This is a genomic window from Alsobacter sp. SYSU BS001988, from assembly GCF_054796215.1.
The window spans coordinates 45,941-63,206 of the sequence record NZ_JBTAMK010000002.1 but is presented as its reverse complement, the minus strand read 5'-3'; the positions used below and the strand labels follow the sequence as shown (position 1 = coordinate 63,206).

Here is a 17,266-nt window from a genome sequence, read left to right as displayed (position 1 = left end):
GGGTGATCTCATGAGCCTCTCCGGCGCCCTTGGAAATTCCCTCAGCGGACTGCGCGCCACGCAGTCCGCCATGGAGGTGATCTCCAGCAACGTCTCCAACGCGGGCACGGCCGGCTATTCGCGCCGCAGCGCCGTGGCGGTCGAGACCGACAACGGCTCGGGCTCCGGCGGCGTGCGGATCGAGGGCATCATCCGCATGTTCGACAGCATCCTCCAGAAGGAGCTGCGCACGGAGACGAGCGGGTCCGGCTACACGGGCGTCAAGGCCAGCATGACGACGGAGCTCTCGCGCCTCTTCGGCGCGCCGGGCTCCTCGACCGCGCTCGACACCATGATGAGCGCGTTCACGAGCTCCCTTCGGGCCCTCCAGACCGATCCGTCGAACGCCGTCGCGCGCTCCACGGTGCTCAACGCGGCCGGGGAGCTCGCCCGCAGCATCAACAAGGCCTCGGACGGCGTCCAGTCGCTGCGCCAGGACGCCGAGTCGGCGATCGCGTCCGACGTGGGCCGGATCAACGGCCTCCTGAAGGAGATCAGCGACGCCGACATGCGCGTGCTGTCGACCCGGGGGACGGATCCGGCGCTGCTGGACCTGCGCGACGCCAAGATCACGGAGCTCTCCCGCCTCATCGACGTGAAGGTCACCGAAGGCCAGAACGGCTCGGTCTCGCTCGCCACCACCGGCGGGCTGAGGCTCTACGACGCCGGCGCGCCGGCGACCTTCAGCTTCGACCAGCGCACCATCGGCCCGACCAGCCTCTACGACCTCGATCCGACCAAGCGCATGGTCGGCACGATCACCATGACGGACGCCTCCGGGCGGAGCGTCGACGTGATCGGCCAGAAGCTGATCCGCTCGGGCGAGCTCGCCGGGCTCGTCGAGATGCGCGACAGCACGCTCGTGGACGCGCAAAAGCAGCTCGACACCCTGGCGGCCTCGCTCGCGAGCGCGCTGTCCGACCGCACCCAGGCGGGCGTGGCCGCAGGGGCGACCGGGTTCGACCTGGACACGACCGGGATCAGGCCCGGCAACGTGATCACGCTGGACGTCACCGTGGGGGGCGTCGCCAAGCGAGTCTCGATCGTATCGCTGACCAGCGGGACCTTGCCGGCCGGCGCGACGCCGGACCCCAACGACATCGAGATCGGGGCCTCCTTCGCCACCGGACCGGCGGGCGCGCTGGCCTCCGTCCAGGCCGGGCTCGACGCCGCTTTCGGGCCGGGCAAGTTCACGGCCTCGAACGCCGGCGCGGTGCTGCGCATCGACGCCGCCGCCGCCACGACGGCCGTGACCGGGATGTCGGCCAAGATCACCGTCGCGTCGCCCACCGGCTCGCCGGGCGTGAGCGAGCTGCCGCTCTTCGTCGACGCGGCGCGCGGCGGCGCGCTCTACACGGGCTCCTTCGACGGAACGTCGCAGAAGATCGGCTTCGCCAGCCGCATCGGCGTCAACGCCGCCCTCGCGCCCAAGGACCTGGTGGCGTTCTCGTCGACCACGCCGGCCGGCGACGATGCCCGCCCGACATTCCTCATGGACGCCCTGACCAAGGCCACGACGACCTTCGCGGCCGCCGGGGGAGTCGGGACCGCCTCCGCGCCCTTCGCCGGCACGGTCACGGACTACGTCAAGCGGGTCGTGGACGCGCAGGGCGCGAACGCGTCCTCGGCCCAGAGGCTCGACGAGGGCCAGCAGGTCGTCCAGGCCTCGATCGAGAGCCGCTACGCCCAGACCACCGGGGTCAGCGTCGACCAGGAACTCGCCAATCTGGTGCAGATCCAGAACGCCTATTCGGCCAACGCCCGCATCATGAGCGCCGTGAAGGAGATGATGGATCTCCTGATGCGGATGTGACCAGGACGCCACCATGAGCATCTCGATCCCCGGCGGATCCTCGATCGACGCCACCCTGTCCCGCCACGGCGCGTCGCGGCTGGTGAGCATGAAGCAGCAGCTCGCCCAGCTGCAGGCGCAGCTCACCAGCGGCAAGATCGCCGACAACTACGCCGATCTCGGCTCCGGGCGCGCCAAGAGCCTGGACGTGCGCCAAAAGCTGTCCAGCATCGACGCCTATTCGGCGACCATCACGGACACCACCAACCGAACCAAGCTCCTCGAGCTGACCCTGACCCGCATGGAGAAGCTCGGGAACGACATGGCGGCGTCGCTGAACCAGTCGGCCTATGAGCTCGACTCGAATGGCCAGACGCTCCAGCAGAAGACCGCGAAGGGCAACCTCCAGGAGGTGATCGACCTCCTCAACCAGGACAGCGCAGGCCGGGCCCTGTTCGCGGGGCGCAGCGCCGACAAGGCCGCCGTCACGGTGGACGCCGACGCGATGATCGCCGGCATCCGCTCGGCCATCGCGCTGCGCAAGGCCAATGACGCCGGCGCGCCGGCCAATCTGGGCAGGCTTACGGTCACGGCCGCCGGCTCGACGGCGACGATCGCGCCGCCGGCCGCGGCGGTCCCGCCCGCGGTGACCTATGGGCTCGGCATGCCGGCCGCCCAGACCTTCGATTTCACCGCCGCGCCGAGCGACGGCCAGGCCTTCCAGGTCAACCTGACGATGCCCGACGGCGCCTCCAAGACGCTCACCCTGGTGGCGCGGACCACCGTGCCGTCGCCGGGCGCTCCGGCCGGCGAGCTGTCCTTCGCCATCGGCGGGACCCCCGCCGCCACGGCGACGAGCTTCGTCGGGGCGGCGACCAGCGCGCTGACGGCGCTCACGTCCTCGAGCGAGTTCTCGGCCGCGTCCTCGGTCGCGGGCGCCAAGGACTATGTGGCCAACACGGCGAACTGGTACGGCGGCGACACGAGCGCGACGCCCCGGGCGTCGGCCTCGTCGCGCGTCGACGACGACCAGACGGTCGGGATCGGGATGGAGGCCTCCGAGCCGGCCTTCCAGAACCTGCTGGCGCAGCTGGGCATGCTGGCGACCGAGAGCTTCTCGACCGCGACGGCCACCGACAAGGACCGCTACGCCGCGCTGACCTCGCGCGTCTCCGACCAGATCAAGCGGCCGGTGACGCCGGCGAGCCCGACCCCCGGCAAGGCCTACACGATCCAGTCCGCGCATGTGGACATCGGCCTCGCGGCCGTCACGCTGAAGAGCGCCCAGCAGCGCCAGACGGACACCAAGGCGCAGCTGGAGAACGTCCTCTCGGGCGTGGAGGACGCATCCCCCGAGGCGGTGGCCGCGCAGCTCCTGACGCTGCAGACGCAGATGCAGGCGAGCTATCAGACCACCGCCATGATGGCGAAGATGTCGCTGGTCAACTATCTGGGCTGACGCCGCCGCCCGGGGCGGCATGCGGGCCACGCGGGTCCCCTCCGTGCCCGGCGCGCCCGCGCGGCATGGGCATGGCCGCCATCCTTTGCTAGAGCTTCCTGCAGCCCGCGCCGCCGGTCGGCGACGGAGAAGAACGCTCAAGGGAGGATGCGGACGTGTCGCTGGCTGATCGCCTGGAAGCCTGTCACAGCTCGGTCGTTCATGACGTGATGAAGGACATGGGCCTGCCCATCCGCGTCCTGCCGCGCACCATTCTGGGGCTGGAGTCGTGGATGAAGGTCGCCGGACCGGTGTTCACGGTCCGCGGACGGCCCGATCCGTCGCTCGACAAGCATACCTCCCTGTTCGAGTGGTCCGGCCTGCTGTCGAAGTCGCCGGCGGGGCATGTCGTCGTGTGCCAGCCTCAGGACGACGTCCGGGCGCTGTTCGGCGGGCTCTCGGCCGAGGCGCTCAAGATCAAGGGCGTGCGCGGCTACATCGTCGACGGCGGCTGCCGCGACATCCAGGCGATCGTCGACCAGCGCTTCCCGGTCTTCGCGCGCTACGCCACCCCCATCGACATCGTCTGCGCCTGGCGGGCGGAGGCGTTCGGCGAGCCGGTGGCGATCGGCGGCCATCTGGTCCAGCCCGACGACATGGTGCTGGCCGACCGCGACGGCGTGATCCTCATCGAGGGGGCCGCCGCCGAGGCGGTGGTGGCCGCCGCCGAGACCAAGATGGCGACGGAAGGCGAGATGGTGAAGGCCATCCGGGCGGGCGTCGATCCGCAGGAGGCCTATCTGAAATACCGCGTCTTCTGAGCCGGCCATGGCCCGCAAGCTCAGATCCCAGGCCTGGTTCGGGGGCGATTCCAAGGACAGCTTCATCCATCGCAGCTGGATGAAGAACAACGGGCTGCCGAACGACGTGTTCGACGGCCGCCCGGTCATCGGGATCTGCAACACCTTCTCCGAGCTGACGCCCTGCAACGCCCATTTCCGGGGCCTCGCGGAGCACATCAAGGCCGGCGTGCTGGAGGCGGGCGGGCTGCCGCTGGAGTTCCCGGTCTTCTCCTGCGGGGAATCGAACCTGCGGCCCACCGCGATGCTGTTCCGCAACCTGGCGTCCATGGACGTGGAGGAATCGATCCGGGGCAACCCGATGGACGGCGTCGTCCTGATGGCGGGCTGCGACAAGACCACCCCGTCATTGCTGATGGGCGCGGCCAGCTGCGACCTGCCGACCATCCTGGTCTCGGGCGGGCCGATGCTGAACGGCAAGTTCCGGGGCGCCGACATCGGCTCCGGCACCGACGTGTGGCGGTTCTCCGAGGACGTGCGCGCCGGCGTGATGAGCCGGGACGACTTCATGGCCGCCGAGAACGCCATGTCCCGCTCGCCCGGGCACTGCATGACGATGGGCACGGCCTCCACCATGGCCTGCATGGCCGAGGCGCTGGGCATGGCGTTGCCGGGCAACGCCGCCTATCCGGCCGTCGACGCGCACCGCGCGCGGCTCGCCCGGCTGACCGGCAGGCGCATCGTCGCCATGGTCCAGGAGGACCTGCGCATGTCGCAGATCCTCACCCGGGAGGCCTTCGCCAACGCGATAAGGGTGAACGCCGCCATCGGGGGCTCGACCAACGCGGTGATCCACCTTCTGGCGATCGCGGGCCGCATCGGGGTGGAGCTGACGCTTGAGGACTGGGACCGGTACGGCCACGACGCGCCCACCATCGTCGACCTCATGCCGTCGGGGCGCTACCTGATGGAGGACTTCTGCTACGCGGGCGGGCTCCCGGCCACGATGGCGGAGATCGCCGACCTGCTCGATCTCGACGCCCTCACGGTCACGGGCCGGAGCGTGAGGGAGAACATCCGCGGCGCGGTGAACCACGCGCCGGACGTGATCCGGCCGCGCGGCCAGTCGCTCGTCGCGCATGGCGGGATCGCGGTGCTGCGCGGCAACCTCGCGCCCAACGGCGCCATACTGAAGCCGTCCGCCGCGTCGCCCGAGCTGATGCGGCACCGGGGCAGGGCGGTCGTGTTCGCCTCGATCGAGGACTACAAGGCGCGGGTCGACGACCCGGCGCTCGACATCGACGAGACCTGCGTGATGGTGCTGCGGAATTGCGGCCCGAAGGGCTATCCGGGCATGGCCGAGGTCGGCAACATGGCGCTCCCGCGCAAGCTGCTGGAGCGCGGCGTGCGCGACATGGTGCGCCTCTCGGACGCGCGGATGAGCGGCACGGCCTTCGGCACGGTGGTGCTCCACGCGGCGCCCGAGGCGGCCGTGGGCGGCCCGATCGCCCTGGTGCGCGACGGCGACATGATCGAGCTCGACGTGGAGGCGCGGCGGCTGCATCTCGACGTCCCGGACGAGGAGCTCGCGGCGCGGCTCGGCGCCTGGCGCGCGCCTGAGCCGGCCATGACGGGCGGCTACCAGAGCCTCTATGTCGAGCGGGTGATGCAGGCGGACCGGGGCGCGGACCTGGACTTCCTCGTCGGCCGCCGCGGGCACGACGTCCCGCGAGAGAGCCACTGACGCCAGGAGGAGAGGGCGCCGTCAGGCGGCCTGGGGCTGGGCGCGCAGGCCGGCGGCGATCTCGCGGTTGATGCTGATCAGCGGCGCGAGCTTCTCGGGCGCCGGGGCGATCATCACGTCGATGCTGCGCTTGAACACGAAGAACGCCAGGCTGGCGATGTTCTGCTTCACCGCCGTGGGAAGCGGGTTCTGCTCCTCGGTGGCCGAGGTGGCCAGGATGGTCCAGAGCTTGCGGTTGAAGGTGAGGGCGGCGTCGACGTCGCCCTTGCGGGCCTCCCAGTCCTCCGTGACGGCCTGGAGGCGGGACGCGGCCTTCAGGAGGAGGCCGGCTTCGAGATCACGCGGCGAGAGCGAGGCCGTTTGGGTCTTGGCGTACGCATTAGCCGCGTAATGCATGTTCGAGCAACTCCGCCTCGTAATCGACGAGCTTCTTGGAAGCCTTCAAGGCTTTGTAGATATCTCCACTTAAGATTAGGTTATTGATTTCCGCTACCAGAGGTAGAGCGCTGGGCGCCGCGCCGAGGAAATCCCTCACGAGCTGGAAATAGGCGTCGTGATAGCGGCTGGTGTCCTGGTCGAGGTACATGAGCTGCACGGCCAGGTAGATCTTCTTGGCGGGCGTGTCGGCGGTTTCGGCCGTGAGGATGTCCTTTTCGCGCAGGATGGGGGCGTGGCCCTCGATGAAGAACCGAATGCGGGAGTCGGCGTTGCGCAACACCACGTTGCCGATGATGATCCGCTCGTTCGGCTTGAGTTCGACTTTCAGAGCCATGCTGTCCCTCCTGGACCCTTGATCGGGCCGCCCCGGCGGCGGCCCCCGCGTCGTCTGTCGATCAGCCGAACAGGCGCAGGACGCCCTGGTCGGCCTGGTTGGAGAGCGAGAGCGCCGTCTGCGACAGCTGCTGGCGCGTCTGCAGCGCCAGCAGGTTGGCGGCCTCAGCGTTCTGGTCGGCGTTGACCAGATAGTCCGCGCCGGTCTGCAGCGTGGTCATCATGTTGCGGGTGAATTCCTGCCGGGTCTGGGCGACCGCCAGGTTGGAGCCGAGGTTGGACGCGGTGGAGCGCAGCGAGGCCAGCGCCGTCGTCAGCGCGTCCGAGGCGGTCGTCAGGTCCACGTCGTTCTGGATGTTGAAGGTCGTGGCGGTCGTCGTCGTGCCGGCCTGCAGGATGCCCAGATTGGCCGCCGTCATGGTCGTGCCCTGGACGTCGAGCTTGTTCTGGTTCGTTCCCGTCTTCTCGTTGAAGATGATCGAGAGCTTGTCGCCGTCGAGCAGGTTGGTGCCGTTGTAGCCGGCGTCCTTGGCGAGCTGGTCGATCTGGGTGCGCAGGTCGTTGAACTGCTGGATCAGGTTGGCGCGCACCGCCGAGGTGCCGCCCGAGGAGGCGACGCCGGTGGTGGCGTCGGCCGCCAGGAAGCCCAGCGCCACGTTGGCGCCGCCGGCCTGCGCGGCCGTGAGGGCGGCCGCGTTGCTGGCGCCCTGGCCGACGCCGATCTGCAGCGTGTTGGAGCCGGAGCCGGTGATGACCAGCTTGCCGTTGTCGTCGACGCTGGCGCTGGCGATGCCGGATTTGTTGATCTCGGCGACGAGGTCGCGCACCGTCGAGGTGGTGCTGTTCAGCGCGTAGGACGTGTAGGTCGTCGTGCCCGAGGTCAGCGTCAGCGCCACCGACGCGCCCGTGCCGATGCCGACCGCGCCGGCCGAACTGGAGGTCGCGGCCGCGGCCGCGGCGCCGCCCAGCACCTTGTTGAGCGTCACGTCCTTGAGGCTCGATCCCGTCGCGGTGACTTCGCCGGCGGTCGCCAGCGCGGTTCCCGACTTGGTCGGCCGGTTCGCCAGCGCGTCGGCCTGGGCCTGCTTGATGGTGGACTGGGCCGTCTGGATCAGCTTGGTGATCGAGTCGATGCCCTTGGAGGCCGCCTGGATGGTCTGCACCGAGTTCGACATGCCGTCGAGCAGGCCGGAGAGCTGGGTCGCCCGGTCGTTCAGGCCGAGATTGGTGAAGTAGTTGACCGCGTTGTCGACGGCCGAGTTCACCTTCTTGCCCGTCGCCAGCCTTTGCTGGACCACGGTGGATTGGGCCGCCACGTCTTGCAGCGCCAGAAGGTTGTTGCGAACTCCCTGAGACAGGACGGTATTGGCCATGGGCGTCGATCCGTTTCATTCTGACGGAGCGGGTGGTTGTGGCCCGCCGATCGACGCAATCATTGGTTGTTAACCCTAACCAAAGGTTAACCGGTGCGGAAAAAACGCAACCGAGAAGCGTAATTCCTTCAGGACATTCCCTTGACGCGCAAAGGCGGGGGAGGGCCCCCGCCTTCTGGTTGGCGCCGGCGCGGCTTGCGCCGGTCAGAACAGGCGCAGGATGCCCTGCTCGGCCTGGTTCGACATCGACATCGCGGTCTGCGCCAGCTGCTGGCGCGTCTGCAGCGCCAGGAGGTTGGCGGCCTCCTCGTTCTGGTCGGCGTTCACCAGGTTGTCGGCGCCTGACTTCAGGGTGCTGATCAGGTCCTTGGTGAATTCCTGCCGGGTCTGCACCACGGTGAGGCTGGAGCCGAGATTCGACGACAGCGAGCGCAGCGAGGTCAGGGCGTTGGTGAGCGAGTCGGCGGCGTTGGACAGCTCCGTGTCGTCCTGGAAGTTGGTCGAGCCGGCCGTCGTGCTGTTGACGGCCGCCTGGATGCCGAGATTCGCGGCCGAGATCGTCTGGCCCTGCACGTCGAGCTTGTTCTGGTTGGAGCCGGTCTTCTCGTTGAAGACGACCGTCATCTTGTTGCCCTGCAGAAGATTGGTGCCGTTGAAGCCGGCGTCCTTCGCCAGCTGGTCGATCTGCGTGCGCAGGTCGTTGAACTGCGACACGAGGTTGGAGCGCACCGACGAGTTGCCGCCGGAGGCGGAGACGCCGGTGGTGTAGTCCGTCGCGGCCAGGCCGATGAGGGTGTTCTGGCCGCCCGCGATGGCGTCGGTGTTGGCGGCCGCCCCGGTGGCGCCGGCGCCGAGGCCGATCTTCAGCGTGTTGGTGCTGAGGCCGTCCACCTTCAGCTTGCCGTTGTCGTCCACATAGGCGCTGGCCACGCCCGACTTGTTGATCTCGGCGACGAGGTCGCGGACGGTCGAGGTGGCCGTCAGCGCGGTCGAGGTGTAGGTCGTGTTGCCCGACACGATGCTGAGCTGGAAGCTCACGCTCGCCGCCGCGACGCCCAGGTTACCGGCGTAGGTGGCGGTCGCCGTGTTGGCGGTCGCACCGTTGCCGTCGCCCAGCGCCTTGCCGAGCGCCACGTCCTTCAGGCTGGTGCCCGTCAGCGCGGTTTCGGCGGCGGTCGCCAGGGCCGTGCCCGTCACCGTGGGACGATTGGTGGTGGCGTCGGACTGGGCCTGCTTCACGGTCGACTGGGCCTGCTGGACCAGCTTCATGATGCCGTCGATGCCCTTGGAGGCCGCCTGGATGGTCTGCACCGAGTTCGACATGGTGTCGAGCAGGCCGGACATCTGGCCGGCGCGGGCGTTGAGGCTCGCGGAGTTGAAGTAGTTGACGGCGTTGTCGACCGCGGAATTGACCCGGCGGCCCGTCGAGAGGCGCTTCTGCGCCATGTCGGATTCCAGGCTCGTGGCCTGAAGCACGGACACGGCCGAGCGCATGGTGGAGGAGATTGCAACCATGGGAGTCACCTTTCTGGTTCGAACCGGCGTTCTGCCGACCCGGTTGTTTCGCCGGGCAGTGACACGGTATGGCTGTATTTATGAAGCGCTGCTTAAATGCTTGATTAAAATCATTTCTGAAACAACGATCGGTGGCGTCATTCGCCCTTATGGTCAACGAACGCTTAAAGCCGCTCACGCGTCGCGTGAACGGCCTGGCGTCGCGCCGGAGGCGGTTGCGGCGGCGCTCGAGCGGCTTTGCGCAGAGCACGAAAAAGGCGGGGCTTTTGGCCCCGCCTGACGTCTTCGAGAAGATCCGTTCTGGATCAGAACAGGCGCAGGATGCCCTGGTCCGCCTGGTTGGAGAGCGACAGCGAGGTCTGCGAGAGCTGCTGGCGCGTCTGTAACGCGAGGAGGGTGGCGGCTTCCTGGTTCTGGTCGGCGTTGACGAGGTTGTCGGCGCCGGTGCTGAGCGTGTCGATCATGGACTTGGTGAAGTCCTGACGGGCCTGCACGACGGCGAGGTTAGAGCCGAATCCCGACGCAATCGACTTCAGCGAGGACAGGGCGTTGGTCAGCGCCTGCCCGGCGTTGGCGAGTTCCGAGTCGTCCTGGAAGTTGACCTTGCCGGCGCCCGACGAGGTCGCGGCGGTGCCGATGCCGAGATTGGCGGCGGTGACCGTCTGCCCCTGGATGTCGAGCTTGTTCTGGCTGGTGCCGGTCTTCTCGTTGAAGACGACGGACATCTTGTTGCCGTCGAGTAGGTTCGTGCCGTTATAGCCCGCGTCCTTGGCCATCTGGTCGATCTGCTTCGACAGATCGTTGAACTGCTGGACGAGGTTGGCGCGAACCGACGAGGAGCCGCCCGCGGAGGCGATGCCGGCGCCCGACGAGGCCTGGGCGGCTGTAAGGCCGAACAGGGTGTTCTGGCCGCCGGACGCCGCGTCGGTGTCTGCATCGGCGGCGGCGGTTGCGCCAGTGCCGGCGCCGATGCCGACATAGAGGGTGCTGGACCCAGTGCCCGTGACGTTCAGCTTGCCGGAATCGTCCACCGACGCGGTGGCGACGCCCGAGCTGTTGATCGCGTTCACGACGTCGCGCACCGTGGCGGTGGCGTCGAGCTGGGTGCTGAAGGTGGTGGAGCCGGCCTTGACCGAGATGGACAGCTTGGTCGTGGCGGTGGCAACGCCGAGATTGCCGGCCGAGCTGGCCGTGGCGGCGTTGTCGGCGCCCGAAGCGTTGTTGTCGACGACAACCTTGTTTAGAGCGATGTCCTTGAGGCTCTTGCCGGTGGCAGTGACCTCGCCGGCCGTCGCCAGGGCGGTGCCGGTCGCGGTCGGCCGGTTGGCCACCGCGTCGGCCTGGGCCTGCTTGATGGTCGACTGCGCCGACTGGACCAGCTTGGTGATCCCGTCGATGCCCTTGGAGGCGGCGTTGATGGTCTGCACCGCGTTGGACATGCCGTCCAGCAGGCCCGAGAGCTGGCTGGAGCGGTCGTTCAGGCCGGCGGCGGTGAAGAAGTTGACGGCGTTGTCGACCGCCGAGTTGACCCGCTTGCCCGTGGCCAGGTGCTGCTGGGCGACCTGGGACTGGGACTGCACGGACTGCAGGGAGGCGAGGGCGTTGCGAACGCCGGTCGAGATGGCTACGGCCATGATGTGTCACCTTTCTGGTCAGAACCGGCGTTCTGCCGGGCCGCGATACTCGCGACAGGGGACAACCTAGGCGTGTAGTTCTGAAGGAGTACTTACTCGTATTGGTTGTGTTTGCGGTTGTTCGGGGCGTGGAACGCGTTGCGGCGCCGCATCGGCCGGCACGGTGAATGAAAGGTGAAAGCGCAAGAAGCCGCCGGATCGTGGGCCCGGCGGCTTTGGGGAGGCGATCGGCGCGGCGGCCAGCGGGCGCTCAGGCGGCGGCCGGCGCGCCGCGCAGTCCGGCCGCGATGTTGCGGTTGATGTCGATCAGCGGCTGCACGCCCTCGGGCGTCGGCATCATGATGAGGTCCAGCGTCCGGTTGAACACGAAGATCGCGAGGCGCCCCATATTGGCCTTGAGGTCGCGCGGCAGCGGATTGTCCCCCTCGGTGGCGCCCGCCGCCAAGATGCTCCACAGCTTCCTGTTCTTGGCGAGGGCCTCGTCCAGCAGCTTGGGCTGGCTCTCCAGGGCGGCCACGGCCCGCTGCAGGTCGGCGGCGCATTCGATCAGGACGGCGGCCTCCAACTCCCGGCCGGAGAGGCCGGCCTTGCTCGCCTGGCCATAGGCGTTTGCGTGCTTGGCGTAGCTCATCGGCGTCGTTTTCTCCTTCTGGATCGGTTGGATCCTTCAGGATCCCATCGCGCATCAAAGCTGAACAGGGTTAATGAAGCGTCAACGCAAAGTATCGATGCCGCGTTCGCGGCGCCGCAAACGAAAACGGCAGGCCCGAGGCCTGCCGTTGTTCTTTGAAAGACAATGTCTGTTAGCGCAGAAGCTGGATGAGACCGGATTCGGTCTGCTTGGTCGACGCCATGTTGTTGGTCGCGAAGGCCTGGCGCGTCTGCATGGACGCGAGGTTCGCGGCTTCCGTCGTGGTGTCTGCCGAGAGCAGCAGGTCGGAGTTGCCGTTCATGGTCGCCATCAGCGTCTTGTTGAAATCGGACCGGTTGTTCAGCATCGAACTCTGGTTCGCGAGCGCCTTCTGCGAATATTGAACGATCGCGAGCGCGTTGGCGACGTTCGAAATCGCTGTGCTCAGGTTGCCGTCCTGGGAGAAATTGCCGGCTGCGCCAGTTCCGCCCGTATCGGACGCACTCAGTTTCAAGCTCGTCGGATCGAGGGTCTGGTTCAACTTGAGGGTCTGCGTTGTGGAGCCGTCGCCGTTCAACGCCACCGTGTTGCCGGCGAGGTTGTTCAGGAGATTGTTCTGGCCGGGCACGTAAGCGTCGGAAACCAGCGCCGCCAGCTGGTTGATCATGGCGACGTAGCCTTCGGCCACGGCTTTGCGAGTGTCGAGGCTGGCCTTGTTCGAGGTCGCGGCGGTGGGCGTGTAAGTGTTCGAGAAGCCCGACTGCACCGTCGTGGTGACGCCTTTGACGACGAATGACTCGGTTTGGATCGCCGTGCTCGACGGCGATCCGAAGATCGCAGCGAGATCGGCGTAAGCGTTTCCAGCCGCTGTGGACGCGGCCGCGGACGCTCCATTGCTCGTCTGCGCGATGGTGAGGGAGTCCGTGGGATTCTGGAGCGCGATCGAGATCTGACTCGTCGTGGAAGAGTAGGTCAGTTTCAACGTGGAGTCGCCGAACGCTTTCTGCAGCGCGCCCTGCAGGTCGAGGATCGTCTTGAACTCGTAAGGCTTGGCGGCCGTGCCATCTCCGGTCGTCGCGAGAGTGCCCGACACGGCTTTGAAATTCATCGTTTTGGCGGCGCCGACCAGGGGAGTCACCGTGAAGCTCAGTTTGTCCTGGTCCTGGAACATGGCGGCGTTCGCCAGGTCCGTCGCGGTGGTGCCGACTGCCACGAGCGAATCCGACGTCGCCGTATATTTGAGCCTGCTCGTTGCGACGGCCGCCGCGCCGACCGCGCCGGCCGGAACCGAAAGCGCGTCCTTCATGGCGGAGATCTGCGCGTTCATGTTCTTGATCATCGTGCTCATCGCGCCGTCCGCGACCTTCACGTTGCTCATGACCAGCGCGATGTTCTTGTTGACGTCGTCGATCTGGGACGATTTCGACTGGTAGTTCTGGGCCTTGAAGAAGGTCGCCGGGTCATCGAGCGCCGTGTTCACTTTGCGGCCCGTGTTGAGACGGGTCTGGGTCGCGGTGATGTCATCGTTCAGCGCAGTCACGGCGAGCATGCTTGCGCGCATCTGGCCCGAGATCGGGGTCGGCATCGGTGTACTCCTTGAACAAGTCCGGCGTCTTTGCGACGGTCGGTCGGAAACTTGCTAAGGATAATGCGCGAGTAACCTAAAAAAATGGGTAAACTCGTTAAAGTTGTCGAAATACACTCGGTACAATCCGGAGTTATTACTTTTCCCGCCGCCGGCCCCAACGCCAAAAAGGGCGGGATCGCTCCCGCCCTCCGGCCGTCATTCTGGTGAAGCGATCACCGCATCAGCTGCAGCAGGTTCTGCTCGGACTGCTTGGTGATGCTGAGCCCGTTCATGACGAAGCTCTGGCGGGTCTGCGCGGCGCCCACCTTCGCGGCTTCCTCGCTGATGTCGGCGGCGGTCAGGCTGTCCGCGCCGTCCTTCAGGGCGCTCAGCAGCGTCTTGTTGAAGTCCATGCGCGAGTTGATCACCGAGTTCTGGTAGCCGAGAGACAGGGCCGAGGTGTTCACCTTCGACAGCGCCGCGCTCATCAACGTGATGGCGTCGTCCAGCTCGGTGTTGCCGGCGGCCGTGTCCTGGAAGTTGTTGGTCGCGTCGGTGGAGACGCCCGTCGCGGCCGTGTAGTCGAAGCCCAGCGTCGTGGCGTCCACGGCGGCGCTCAACTTGACGTCCTGCGTGCTCGAGCCGTCGTCGTTCATCTTCAGCGTGAGCTTGTTGCCCTTCAGCAGGTTGCCCTGGCCGAGCACGTCGGCGTCGTTCACGTAGCCGTTGATCTGGCCCAGCATGGTGCGGAACGCATCCGCCACCGCCTTGCGCTCGTCATTGCTGCCAGTCTTGGCGTTCTGCATCGAGCTGAGCTGGGCGCTCATGATCTTCTTGATGTTGGTCAGGCCTTCCACGCCGGCCGCAATGGTCTTGAGCCCGAGGCTCATGGCGGAGTTGTTGACCTCGAGACTGGCGGCGCGGTCCGTCAGAGACTTCGCCTGGAAGTACACGGCGGCGTTGTCGGCCGCGGTGTTGATCTTCTTGCCGGTGGCGAGGCGGGTCTGCGAGACGCTCATGTCGTCGTTGATGCTCGTGAGGGCGACGAGCGAGGAGCGCATGCTGTCGGAAAGAGAGATAGCCATGACTGATGTTCCTTCTGGATGTCTTGCCAACCGTCCTGGTTGTTGACGCCAGTTGTGTCATGCCTCTTCGTAACAACGATCAAAGAAATACAGTTGACGTGTGTTACCGATAACGAAGTTACAATTGGATACTGCAACTTTGATTCAGAAACTATCAAGGTATATACTTACTTTATTGAGGCGTTCGATTCAGTACTGGGTAAGATTGACGACTCCTGAACGACAAAGGCCGCCGAAGCGGCGGCCTTTCGCGGAGCGGGCGGGGGAGAGCTGCTACGCCGTCATTCCGGTCGAAGGTTTGCCCTCGCCCGATTGCGCATTCGCCCGCACATAGGCGCGCAGCTTCAGGAGCGCCTCGTCGGGGATCTGCTCCACCGTCTCGCCCGACCGCGTGTCGACGGCCTTGTAGACGACCTGGCGGGTCTCGGGATCGAGCAGGAGGTTGCGCTTGATGGTCTCGCGCACCGCGACTTCGAGATCCTGGATGTTCTGCGAGCCGCGCGACAGGTCGACGCGCACCTGGGCGGCGTCGGGGGGCGCCGTCACGGCGGCGGCGGGCGGCAGGTCTGTGGCGACGGCGTCAGACGGCGGCAACGGCTCCGTGCGAACGGGCGTTCCGACGCTGGCGACCGGCCGGGGGGTGAGGCCGATATCCATGTCGAAATCCTCTCGACAAGCGCGACCCGATTCTGGGCGGCATAAGCGCGACCCTAGCGTGTAAAACTGAATCTTATGTAAGCAAAGATGGTAAAATACACGCGGGACGCGCGTAAATCGCTCGTCCGGACCGAAGAATCGCGAAGGTCAGAGCGAGCGCGACACCAGCAGCGGCGTCGCTGCGGGCCGCGCCGGCCGGTTGGCCGCGCCCGCCGCGCCGTAGGTGGTGAGCGTGCGCGGGGCCGCGACCTCCTGGGCGAGGCTGCGCACGATCGTCTCCGACACCGAGCGCGCGGTCGCGATCACCGCCATGTTGAGCTGCAGCGCGTCGGACAGGCTCGCCTGGGCGGCCTTGATCCGCGGCACCGCCGCCGGGGCCCAGCGGGCGAGCGCGACGGCGTTCTGGCGCAGGGCCTCCAGGGCGTGCACATAGTGCCTGGAGGCGTCCGTCTTGGCCTCTGTCAGGCTGGCGGCCTCGCGCAGGCGGGAGGCCTTCAGCAGGCCGGTCTCCTCGCCGATGACGCGCTGAAGCGACGCCATGACGTCGATCAGGCCGGCGGCGAAGCGGTCGGCCTCGGCGGCGGACGCGATGTTGGGGACGCGAGCGCGATCAGGCGCCATGGCCGGAGCCTCCCAGGGTCGGGGCGGACGGGAGCGGCTGCGGCTGCGCCAGCGACCGCGCGGCGGCGAGGCCGGCGGAGGCGCCGCCGCGGCGGCCCTCCTGCATCTTCAGGAGCTCGCGATAGATGCTGTCGGACACGCCGACTCCACCGGACTTGGCGACCGTCTTGGCGTATTCCTGCGTGAGCATGCCGCGATAGATGTCGGCGCCCGCGCCCGAGGCGCCGAGCGGGCCTTCGCCCTGCAGGCCCGCGAACATCTGGCTGAAGCTGTTCTCCAGGAACATGGTCTCAAAGTCCTGCGCGGTCTTCTGCAGCTTCGGGTCCCGCTCGGAGGAGAGGATCTTGCCCGACGCCAGGGCGTGCGCGCCCGCGCCGGCGGCCGGAAGAACGAAGGACGACGACGCCATCACATCACCTCGATGTCGGCCTGGAGCGCGCCGGCGGCCTTGATGGCCTGCAGGATCGCGATGAGGTCGCGCGGCCCGATGCCGAGCGCGTTCAGCCCGTCGACGAGCTCGCGCAGGGTCACGCCCTCCTTGACCAGCGCCAGCTTGTTGCCCTCGCCGGTGTTCACCGTCACGCCCGTGCGGGGGACCACCACGGTCTGGCCGCTGCTGAGCGGGGCCGGCTGGCTCACCACCGGCTGCTCGGTGATGGTCACCGTGAGGTTGCCCTGCGCCACCGCGACGGTGGACACGCGCACGTCCTTGCCCATCACGATGATGCCGGAGCGCTCGTCGATGACGACCTTGGCGCCCTGGTCCGGGTCGACGCGCAGCTGCTCGATCTCGGTGAGCAGCTGCACCATGTTGCCGCGGAAGTTCGGCGGGATCTGGATCGCCACCGTGGAGGGGTCGGTGGGCTCGGCGGCGTCGGCGCCCATGAAGTCGTTGATGGCGGCGGCCATGCGGCGCGCGGTGGTGAAATCCGGGTTGCGCAGCGCCAGGCGCAGCGTCTTTTGCGCCCGCAGCGCATATTCGATCTCGCGCTCGATCAGCGCGCCGCCGGCGATGCGCCCCACCGTCGGTACGCCGCGCGTCACCTTGGCGGCGTCGCCCTCGGCCGAGAAGCCGGAGATCGCCACCGAGCCCTGCGCCACCGCATAGACCTCGCCGTCGGCGCCCAGCAGCGGGGTCGCCATGAGGGTTCCGCCCTGCAGGCTCTTGGCGTCGCCCAGCGACGAGACCGTGATGTCGATGCGGGTGCCCTGGGCGCTGAAGGGCGGCAGGTTCGCGGTCACGATCACGGCCGCCATGTTGGCGGTCCGCATGTTCGCGCCCTTGATGTTCACGCCGAGCCGCTCCAGCATCGCGGTGCCGGACTGCTTGGTGAAGGGCGAGTTGTTGAGGGTGTCGCCCGTGCCGTTCAGCCCCACCACGATGCCGTAGCCGACGAGCTGGTTCTGCCGCACGCCCTCGATGGAGGCGATGTCCTTGATGCGCGACGACGCGGCCTGGGCCGGCGCGGAGGCGCAAAGGGGCGCAGCGAGGGCGGCGGCGAGGCAGGCGAAGCGGGCGAGGGTGCGGATCATGGGGGCCACGTGTTCGAGACCCTGACGGGGTTGCGAGACCCGTGCCACCGCCTCCTGGGGCCAAGT

Annotated in this window: 17 protein-coding genes; 5 read left to right on the top strand and 12 right to left on the bottom strand. The window is 67.5% G+C overall.

Translation table 11 applies throughout. The features are described from left to right. Positions 1–10: 10 nt before the first annotated feature. The 4 genes from flgK to ACYVO7_RS04255 all read left to right on the top strand — a co-directional run bounded on the left by flgK (position 11) and on the right by ACYVO7_RS04255 (position 5,813). Entirely contained in the window at positions 11–1,852 is a 1,842-nt protein-coding gene (gene flgK, locus ACYVO7_RS04270) for a flagellar hook-associated protein FlgK (RefSeq protein ID WP_460448612.1), read from the top strand. A 13-nt stretch (positions 1,853–1,865) separates the two neighbouring features. After that, on the top strand, positions 1,866–3,290 hold the full coding sequence (locus tag ACYVO7_RS04265) for a flagellin (RefSeq protein WP_460448611.1): 1,425 nt from the start codon (positions 1,866–1,868) through the stop codon (positions 3,288–3,290). 155 nt (positions 3,291–3,445) lie between these two features. Then, positions 3,446–4,090 (top strand): RraA family protein, encoded by a 645-nt coding sequence (locus ACYVO7_RS04260; RefSeq protein WP_460448610.1) that lies wholly within the window; start codon positions 3,446–3,448, stop codon positions 4,088–4,090. A gap of 7 nt (positions 4,091–4,097) precedes the next feature. Next, entirely contained in the window at positions 4,098–5,813 is a 1,716-nt protein-coding gene (locus ACYVO7_RS04255) for an IlvD/Edd family dehydratase (RefSeq protein ID WP_460448609.1), read from the top strand. Positions 5,814–5,834: 21 nt separating this feature from the next. Here the strand turns inward: ACYVO7_RS04255 and flaF (ACYVO7_RS04250) are convergent, their stop codons facing one another. From flaF (ACYVO7_RS04250) to ACYVO7_RS04235, 4 genes are all read right to left on the bottom strand, one after another. Next, positions 5,835–6,209, bottom strand: a complete 375-nt coding sequence (flaF, locus tag ACYVO7_RS04250) for a flagellar biosynthesis regulator FlaF (protein ID WP_460448608.1) — start codon at positions 6,207–6,209, stop codon at positions 5,835–5,837. Then, the gene (gene flbT, locus ACYVO7_RS04245) at positions 6,193–6,585 is read right to left on the bottom strand and encodes a flagellar biosynthesis repressor FlbT (protein ID WP_460448607.1); all 393 of its coding nucleotides are present in this window, start codon (positions 6,583–6,585) and stop codon (positions 6,193–6,195) included. The genes flaF (ACYVO7_RS04250) and flbT overlap by 17 nt, the downstream gene beginning before the upstream one ends. A 61-nt stretch (positions 6,586–6,646) precedes the next feature. Beyond that, a complete protein-coding gene (locus tag ACYVO7_RS04240; protein WP_460448606.1) occupies positions 6,647–7,957 on the bottom strand; it encodes a flagellin N-terminal helical domain-containing protein in 1,311 nt (436 codons plus the stop codon). Between the two features lie 204 nt (positions 7,958–8,161). Next, the gene (locus tag ACYVO7_RS04235; RefSeq protein ID WP_460448605.1) at positions 8,162–9,472 is read right to left on the bottom strand and encodes a flagellin N-terminal helical domain-containing protein; all 1,311 of its coding nucleotides are present in this window, start codon (positions 9,470–9,472) and stop codon (positions 8,162–8,164) included. Here ACYVO7_RS04235 and ACYVO7_RS04230 point away from each other — a divergent pair. After that, positions 9,471–9,752, top strand: a complete 282-nt coding sequence (locus tag ACYVO7_RS04230; protein ID WP_460448604.1) for a hypothetical protein — start codon at positions 9,471–9,473, stop codon at positions 9,750–9,752. The genes ACYVO7_RS04235 and ACYVO7_RS04230 overlap by 2 nt on opposite strands. A gap of 25 nt (positions 9,753–9,777) precedes the next feature. On the opposite strand, the gene ACYVO7_RS04225 is transcribed toward ACYVO7_RS04230, so the two are convergent. The 8 genes from ACYVO7_RS04225 to ACYVO7_RS04190 form a co-directional block, all read right to left on the bottom strand. Then, positions 9,778–11,106 (bottom strand): flagellin N-terminal helical domain-containing protein, encoded by a 1,329-nt coding sequence (locus ACYVO7_RS04225; RefSeq protein WP_460448603.1) that lies wholly within the window; start codon positions 11,104–11,106, stop codon positions 9,778–9,780. A 250-nt stretch (positions 11,107–11,356) separates the two neighbouring features. Then, complete coding sequence (gene flaF, locus ACYVO7_RS04220) at positions 11,357–11,737, bottom strand: flagellar biosynthesis regulator FlaF (RefSeq protein WP_460448602.1); 381 nt, start codon at positions 11,735–11,737, stop codon at positions 11,357–11,359. Between the two features lie 172 nt (positions 11,738–11,909). Then, positions 11,910–13,322 carry a flagellin gene (locus ACYVO7_RS04215; protein ID WP_460448601.1) on the bottom strand — a complete coding sequence of 471 codons (1,413 nt, stop codon included), beginning with the start codon at positions 13,320–13,322 and terminating at the stop codon, positions 11,910–11,912. Positions 13,323–13,537: 215 nt separating this feature from the next. Continuing rightward, on the bottom strand, positions 13,538–14,389 hold the full coding sequence (locus ACYVO7_RS04210) for a flagellin N-terminal helical domain-containing protein (protein ID WP_460448600.1): 852 nt from the start codon (positions 14,387–14,389) through the stop codon (positions 13,538–13,540). A 273-nt stretch (positions 14,390–14,662) separates the two neighbouring features. Further along, complete coding sequence (locus tag ACYVO7_RS04205; RefSeq protein ID WP_460448599.1) at positions 14,663–15,046, bottom strand: hypothetical protein; 384 nt, start codon at positions 15,044–15,046, stop codon at positions 14,663–14,665. 147 nt (positions 15,047–15,193) lie between these two features. Further along, positions 15,194–15,667: a hypothetical protein gene (locus tag ACYVO7_RS04200; RefSeq protein WP_460448598.1), complete on the bottom strand. Its 474-nt coding sequence runs from the start codon at positions 15,665–15,667 to the stop codon at positions 15,194–15,196. Continuing rightward, positions 15,657–16,076, bottom strand: coding sequence for a rod-binding protein (locus ACYVO7_RS04195; RefSeq protein ID WP_460448597.1), 420 nt, complete (start codon positions 16,074–16,076; stop codon positions 15,657–15,659). The genes ACYVO7_RS04200 and ACYVO7_RS04195 overlap by 11 nt, the downstream gene beginning before the upstream one ends. After that, positions 16,076–17,200 (bottom strand): flagellar basal body P-ring protein FlgI, encoded by a 1,125-nt coding sequence (locus ACYVO7_RS04190; protein ID WP_460448596.1) that lies wholly within the window; start codon positions 17,198–17,200, stop codon positions 16,076–16,078. Before ACYVO7_RS04190 ends, ACYVO7_RS04195 begins: the two co-directional genes overlap by 1 nt. Positions 17,201–17,266: the final 66 nt, after the last annotated feature.